The sequence below is a fragment of the Faecalibacterium sp. An77 genome (assembly GCF_002161315.1).
Taxonomy (GTDB): Bacteria; Bacillota; Clostridia; order Oscillospirales; family Ruminococcaceae; genus Faecalibacterium.
In genome coordinates this window covers 1-7,220 of the sequence record NZ_NFHK01000076.1, presented here as the reverse complement: position 1 = coordinate 7,220, position 7,220 = coordinate 1, and the positions used below count along the sequence as shown (strand labels likewise).

Here is a 7,220-nt window from a genome sequence, read left to right as displayed (position 1 = left end):
GGGTAGGGAGGGGGAGTCGAAACCCCCTCCCTCCCCCGCTGGCCCCAGCGGAGCGGACAAAGAGGGAGAAGAAACAGAGTGTTAAAGGCAGGAGCGGCAAAGTTTTTGCTTATTTATGATCTAAACCCACCCTCCACCCATTTAATGTGTCCCCCTGTCGCTGCGCGACAATTCTCTTGCGCTTAGCCGATTTTTGCGGCGCGCCACGGAGGGCGCTTGCAAAAACCGGAGCGCGGCGCCAGCGGCGGCTCACTGCTTCGTCCACTGGACGCGGTCGCCGCTGTTGCTCCCTTCGGGGGAATAGACCACAAAGCGGTTTCGTTCGCAGGACGCGGTCGGCTTGACTGCCCACCGAAGCGGGCAAAATCACCCTTCGATCTGACTCTGCCGCCGCCGGGTGGCGGTATCCTCAAAACAGAAGTAGGCCGGCTGGTGGCGGGACTGGGTGTACTCGAACAGCAGGCCGTCGGCGTCGAAGGTCAGGCTGGAAACCACCACCACGCCGTCGTAGTTGTCCAGGTCCAGCAGGGCCCGGTCCCGGGTGGTGGCGTGGTCCATGGTGACCCGGCGCTTGGTGGTGGTGATGCGGAGTTTTAAGTCTTTTTCGATGTAGTCGTAGATGGAGCCGGCGGCGATCTCGGCGGTGAGGCCGGGGATCATTTCCTGGGAAAAGTAGTTGCAGTCCAGGATCAGGGCCTTGCCGTCCAGATACCGCACCCGCTCGATGGCCCACAAGGGCTCGCCCACCATGAACCCGCTCTGGGACGCCAGCCGCTCGTCCGCCACGGTGGGCTCAAAGCTCACCACCTTGGTCACCGCCCGCAGGTGGTTGCGGGCCGCGGTCTCCTGGAAACTCTCGATCACACCGATCCGGAACGCCGTCCGTCCCACCGGCCGGTAAATCACCCGCACCCCTTTGCCCTGGATGGGCTGCAGGTATCCGTCCGACGTCAGGTCCGCCAGGGCCCGGCGCAGGGTGTTGCGGGCGCAGTCGTATTCCCGGATCAGCTCGCTCTCGGCGGGCAGCAGGGTCTGGTAGGGATAATCCAGGGCTTCGATCCGCTGCTTGATGCTGCGGTAGATCCCTTCGTATTTGGCTTTGGGCACCGTAATCAACCTCCCACATGTTCAGATGTTTGACCCTATTATACAGTGAATCATTCCAAATTGCAAGAGCGCAGTTTGTGCCATGCTCTGAAAATGTCTGGTATCACGCATATTTTTGCGGGTTTCGATTGACTTTTTTGTCCGGAATGCTATACTTGCTCCAGAACGAAAACCTATTTGAACATGTTCGGACTTTTGAACATGTGGCACCAATCGAAGGAGGATGTTTTCATGGGCAAGTACCAAGAGGACGCAAAAGAGCTGCTGGCGGCCGTCGGCGGCAAAGAGAACATTGCGGCGGTGTCTCACTGCGTCACCCGGATGCGCTTTGTGCTCAACGACCCGGCCAAGGCGGATGTGCCCCGGATCGAGAAAATCAAGTCCGCCAAGGGTACCTTTACCCAGGCGGGCCAGTTCCAGGTCATCATCGGCAACACCGTGTCCGAGTTTTACAATGATTTCGTAGCGGTGTCGGGCATCGAGGGCGTCTCCAAGGAGGCGGTCAAGAGCGCCGCCAAGCAGAACCAGAACCGCCTGCAGAAGGTCATGAGCGCGCTGGCTGAGATTTTCGCCCCCCTGATCCCCGCCATCATCACCGGCGGTCTGATCCTGGGCTTCCGCAACTGCATCGACAGCCTGTACCTGTTCGAGGACGGCACCAAGACCCTGTGCGACATCAGCCAGTTCTGGAGCGGCGTGGACAGCTTCCTGTGGCTGATCGGCGAGGCCGTGTTCCATATGCTGCCGGTGGGCATCTGCTGGTCGGTGACCAAGAAAATGGGCACCACCCAGATCCTGGGCATCATCCTGGGCCTGACTCTGGTGTCCGGCCAGCTGCTCAACGCCTATTCGGTGGCCACCACCGCCGCCGCCGACATCCCCAAGTGGGACTTCGGATTCATCCAGGTCAACATGATCGGCTACCAGGCCCAGGTGATCCCCGCCGTTCTGGCCGCCTTCACCCTGGTGTATCTGGAAAAGTTCTTCCGCAAAATCTGCCCCGCCGTCATCTCCATGATCGTGGTGCCCTTCTGCAGCCTGGTGCTGGCCGTCATGGCCGCCCACTTCGTCCTGGGCCCCATCGGCTGGACCATCGGCTCCGCCATCTCCTCGGTGGTGTACGTCGGCATTTCCGGCTCCTTCCGGGTGGTGTTCGGCGCCATCTTCGGCTTCATCTATGCGCCGCTGGTCATCACCGGCCTGCACCATATGTCCAACGCCATCGACCTGCAGCTGATCGCTGACTTCGGCGGCACCATGCTGTGGCCCATGATCGCCCTGTCCAACATCGCTCAGGGCTCCGCCGTTCTGGGCGTCATCTACCTCCAGCGCAAGAATGCCGACGCACAGGAAGTCAACGTCCCCGCCTGCATCTCCTGCTACCTGGGCGTCACCGAGCCCGCCATCTTCGGCGTCAACCTGAAGCTGAATTTCCCCTTCCTGTGCGGCATGATCGGCTCGGCCATCGCCGGCGTGGTCTGCACCGCCACCTCCACCACCGCCAACGCCATCGGCGTGGGCGGCCTGCCCGGCATCCTCTCCATCCAGCCCCAGTCCATGCTCAGCTTCGCTCTGTGCATGCTGATCGCTGTGGTGGTGCCCTTCGTCCTCACCGTCATCGTGGGCAAGAAGAAGCACGTGCAGTAATTCCAAAGCCATTTCCGACCCGCCCCCGCGGGCAGACAGGAACCATGATAAGAACATTTCGGCAAGATAAAGAAGGGATACGCGATGGCAAATTTCCAAGATAAAGTGGTGTATCAGATTTACCCCAAGTCCTTTTGCGACACCGACGGCGACGGCCTGGGCGACCTGCCCGGCGTCACCGCCAAGCTGGACTACCTGAAAGACCTGGGTGTGGATTACCTGTGGCTGACCCCGTTTTTCCCCTCGCCCCAGCGGGACAACGGCTATGACGTGGCGGACTACCGGGCGGTAGACCCCCGGTTCGGCACCATGGAGGATCTGGAAACCCTCATCCGCGAGGCGGACAAGCGGGGCATCGGCCTGATGCTGGACATGGTGTTCAACCACACCTCCACCGACCATGAGTGGTTCCAGAAGGCCCTGGCCGGGGACAAGAAGTATCAGGATTACTACATCTTCAAGGACGGCGCCCCCGACAAAATCCCCACCAACTGGGTGTCCAAGTTCGGCGGGCCGGCCTGGGAATACCTGCCCGGCCTGGGCAAGTGGTACCTGCACCTGTTCGACGTCAGCCAGGCTGACCTGAACTGGGAAAACCCGGCGGTGCGGGCCGAGCTGGCCGGCATCCTGCGGTTTTGGCGGGAGAAGGGGATCAAGGGCTTCCGCTTCGACGTGGTGAACCTGATCTCCAAGCCCGAAGTCTTTGAGGACGACCACGAGGGGGACGGGCGGCGGTTCTACACCGACGGCCGCAACGTCCACCGGTATTTGCAGGAACTGGTGGCCGCCGGCGGCATCGACGGGATGATTACGGTGGGTGAGATGTCCTCCACCAGCCTGGAAAACTGCATCGGCTACACCAACCCCGACCGCCACGAGCTGACCATGAGCTTCAGCTTCCACCACCTGAAGGTGGACTACAAGAACGGGGACAAGTGGTCCCTGATGCCCCCCGACCGGATGGCCCTGAAAAACCTGTTCACCCTCTGGCAGGAGGGGATGCAGGCGGGTCACGGCTGGAACGCCCTTTTCTGGTGCAACCATGACCAGCCCCGGGCGGTGAGCCGCTTCGGCGACGAGGGCAAATACTGGAAGGAAAGCGCCAAGATGCTGGGCACCGCCACCCACATGATGCGGGGCACCCCCTACATCTACCAGGGCGAGGAAATCGGCATGACCAACGCCCACTATACCTCCATCGGCCAGTACCGGGACGTGGAGAGCCTGAACTACTACCAGATTCTCCAGCAGCAGGGCAAGACCGCCGCCGAGGCCCTGGAGATCCTGGCCCAGCGCAGCCGGGACAACGGCCGCACCCCCATGCAGTGGGACGCCACCGCCCACGCCGGTTTCACCACCGGCACCCCCTGGCTGGGGGAGGCGGACAACTATCCGGCCATCAACGCCGCCGCCCAGGTGAAGGACCCCGACTCGATTTTCAGCTACTACAAACAGCTGGTGGCCCTGCGCAAGCAGGAGCCGGTCATCAGCGGGGGACAGATCCAGTTCCTGTACGAGGACGACTCCGACCTGCTGGCCTATCGCCGGTGGAATGAGGACACCCAGCTTCTGGTGGTCTGCAACCTCACCGGCCGCGACGCCCCCGTGACCCTGCCCGAGGGCTGGGCCGGCGCCGGCCTGCTGCTGGGGAACTATCCCGACGGCGGCAGCCGCACCAGCCTGCGCCCCTATGAGTGCTGGGTGCTCAAGAAGGGCTGATTTCTGAGCGTGTCGAAAAACGCCACGCCGCGGCCGGGGAGGGGAAGGGCTCAACTTGACCGTTTTTTGGCCAGAGTGTCCAATAACTTTTGAGATATGGTTTGAGAAAAACAGAATTTGACGGTTTGGGTCTTGTTTTAGGTGGGGTTTTATGCTATTGTTATAGTACAGTACTGCGGGGTTTGGATGCCCTGCGGCGCAAAAACCGACACCACAATGCAGTAAACAGACGAGGAGGACATTTCGATGAAAAGCTATATATCCCGTCGTAATTTCCTGAAGGCCGCCGGTGCAGCCACCGGCGCAGCAGCGGCCCTGGGCCTGACTGCGGCCCCCCTGGGTGCAGACGCTTTCTATCCCCTGGTAGCGCCTGACAAGACTCCCATCACCATCCTGTACACCAACGATGTGCACACCTACATCGACAACGAGAGCCCGGATCTGACCTATGCTTCGATCGCTGCCCTGAAGCGGAGCTATGAGGATGCAGACATGGATGTGCTGCTGGTGGATGCCGGCGACCACATCCAGGGCACCGCCTACGGCGCCATGGACAAGGGCGCTTCCATCATCAAGCTGATGAACTCCGCCGGCTATGATCTGGCCACCCTGGGCAACCATGAGTTTGACTATGGCATGGACCGCATCATGACCATCATCAACGAGGAAGCCGATTTCCCCTACGTCAGCTGCAACTTCAAGGACCTGCGCACCGGCCGGAAGGTGCTGCCCTCCATCAAGTATTTCTTCCGCGGCGGCCGGCTGCTGGCCTTCATCGGCGTCACCACCCCCGAGACCATCACCAAGTCCACCCCTGCCTACTTCATGGACGCCGACCAGACCAAGTACATTTACGGCATTGACGGCGGCGACGACGGCAAGGAGCTGTACAAGGCCGTTCAGAAGGCCATCGACGAGGCATGGCTGTACGCCGACTTCGTCATCGGCCTGGGCCACCTGGGCGTGGACGGTTCTTCGTCGCCCTGGACCAGCCGTGAGGTGATCCAGAACACGGTGGGCTTCAACGCCTTCATCGACGGCCACTCCCACACCGAGATGGCCGGCGAGATCGTCCGTGACGCCGAGGGCAACCCGGTGGTCCTGACCCAGACCGGCTGCTACATGGGCAACGTGGGCCGCATGACCATCGACACCGAACGCAACTTCACCACCGAGCTGATTTCCTCCACCAACCTGAACCCCTTCAACGAGACGCAGATCCTCCAGACCGACTGGATCGCCGCCGTGGACGATATGCTGGGCGAGAAGATCGCTGCCAGCCCGGTGAACTTCTACATCAACGACCCCGTCACCGGCAAGCGCCTGATCCGCAGCCAGGAGACCAACATGGGCGACCTGGTGGCCGACGGCATCTATGCCTACTTCAACGAGATCGAGAAGCTGGACTGCGACATCGCCATCATGAACGGCGGCGGCATCCGTGCCGACGTGCCGGCAGGCGACTGGACCTACATGACCTGCAAGACGGTCAGCCCCTTCGGGAACGTGGCCTGCCTGATGTCGGTGACCGGCGCCCAGATCCAGAACGCCCTGGAGTTCGGCGCCCGGTTTGCGGGTTCGGGCCAGGAGAACGGCGGTTTCCTGCAGGTTGCAGGCGCCACCTATGAGATCCACACCGATCTGCCCAACACCGTCCAGACCGACGACCAGAACGTCTGGACCGGCCCTGCCACCGGCACGCCGCGGGTACAGAACGTCAAGATCTACAACCGCACCACCGGTACTTACGAGCCTCTGGATCCCAACCGCACCTACAACATGGCCGGCATGAACTACACCCTGCGCAGCCTGGGCGACGGCTTCGCCATGTTCGACGGCGCAACCCTGGTGAAGGATTACGTCTCGGAGGATTATCTGGTTCTGTCCAGCTACGCCATGCTGTTTGACGGCACCACCATCACCACCGCCAACAGCCCCCTGGCCGACTATCCCGGCTACCTGCTGGACTACGAGAATCCCTACGGCGCCGGCCGCATCGTCCTTTTCTAAAAGAAAAGGACCAAAAGATTTTCACCTGGTACCGCTGACTGCTGTGGGCTTCACGAGGCCCTGCCGGCGGTGAGGTTTCAGCCTCTTTAGCAGGCTCCCGGCCTGCGGCCCGGTGAGTCCAAGATTTCAGATAGCCTGATTTCCCACCCGGTACGCGCTGAAAAACCTATAAAATACAACAACCCTCGCCTCATCTAGGTTTGAACTGCCCCAGAATTAGTAGACATGAATAAAAAGACCCTCGTGTAGTGGGGAGCTTAACAGGACTGGCGAAGCGTAAGCGGAGCCAGTCCTGTTTTCAGTTGAATGCGCTCATGGTTGTAGAAGTAGATGTAATCGTCAATCATTTTATTGGCCTGTTCAAAAGTCTCCGGTTTGTGTCTGTAGATACACTCAGTTTTCAGGATGCCAAAGAAATTTTCAGCCAACGCATTATCATAGCAATTTCCACGCCTTGACATAGACGGTGTAATGCCGTATTCTTTAGTCAGGTCGAAATATGCTTGCGAGGTGTATTGGAACCCTTGGTCGCTGTGGAGCTGCAACTCCCGGCGACTTTCTGTTTTTACAGACTTCATCGCAAGATGGATGGTATCCAATACAAGATTGACTGTCTGGCTGGTACCGGTCTTGTAAGCGACAATGCTTCTGTCATACAGATCACGGATCATGGACAGATAGAGAACGCCTTCCTTGGTATGAATGTAAGAAATGTCTGTGACCCACTTTTGATTTGG

5 protein-coding genes are annotated in these 7,220 nt (G+C 60.1%); 3 read left to right on the top strand and 2 right to left on the bottom strand.

What is annotated here, in order from left to right; translation table 11 throughout:
• Positions 1-366: 366 nt before the first annotated feature.
• Positions 367-1,107 carry a trehalose operon repressor gene (gene treR, locus B5G28_RS13870; protein WP_087249748.1) on the bottom strand — a complete coding sequence of 247 codons (741 nt, stop codon included), beginning with the start codon at positions 1,105-1,107 and terminating at the stop codon, positions 367-369.
• Between the two features lie 231 nt (positions 1,108-1,338).
• Here treR and treP point away from each other — a divergent pair, with 231 nt between their 5' ends.
• The 3 genes from treP (at position 1,339) to B5G28_RS13855 (ending at position 6,483) form a co-directional block, all read left to right on the top strand.
• Positions 1,339-2,754 (top strand): PTS system trehalose-specific EIIBC component, encoded by a 1,416-nt coding sequence (gene treP / locus B5G28_RS13865; RefSeq protein ID WP_087249746.1) that lies wholly within the window; start codon positions 1,339-1,341, stop codon positions 2,752-2,754.
• An 84-nt stretch (positions 2,755-2,838) separates the two neighbouring features.
• Complete coding sequence (gene treC / locus B5G28_RS13860) at positions 2,839-4,473, top strand: alpha,alpha-phosphotrehalase (protein ID WP_087249744.1); 1,635 nt, start codon at positions 2,839-2,841, stop codon at positions 4,471-4,473.
• A 246-nt stretch (positions 4,474-4,719) separates the two neighbouring features.
• Positions 4,720-6,483, top strand: a complete 1,764-nt coding sequence (locus tag B5G28_RS13855) for a bifunctional UDP-sugar hydrolase/5'-nucleotidase (protein ID WP_087249742.1) — start codon at positions 4,720-4,722, stop codon at positions 6,481-6,483.
• Positions 6,484-6,740: 257 nt separating this feature from the next.
• On the opposite strand, the gene B5G28_RS13850 is transcribed toward B5G28_RS13855, so the two are convergent.
• The coding region (locus B5G28_RS13850; RefSeq protein ID WP_087249740.1) for an IS3 family transposase at positions 6,741-7,220 on the bottom strand (480 nt) is incomplete at its 5' end.

Coding starts and splice junctions, on each gene's coding strand:
- treP (WP_087249746.1), top strand. CDS start 1,339: ATGGGCAAGTACCAAGAGGACGCAAAAGAGCTGCTGGCGGCCGTCGGC.
- treC (WP_087249744.1), top strand. CDS start 2,839: ATGGCAAATTTCCAAGATAAAGTGGTGTATCAGATTTACCCCAAGTCC.
- B5G28_RS13855 (WP_087249742.1), top strand. CDS start 4,720: ATGAAAAGCTATATATCCCGTCGTAATTTCCTGAAGGCCGCCGGTGCA.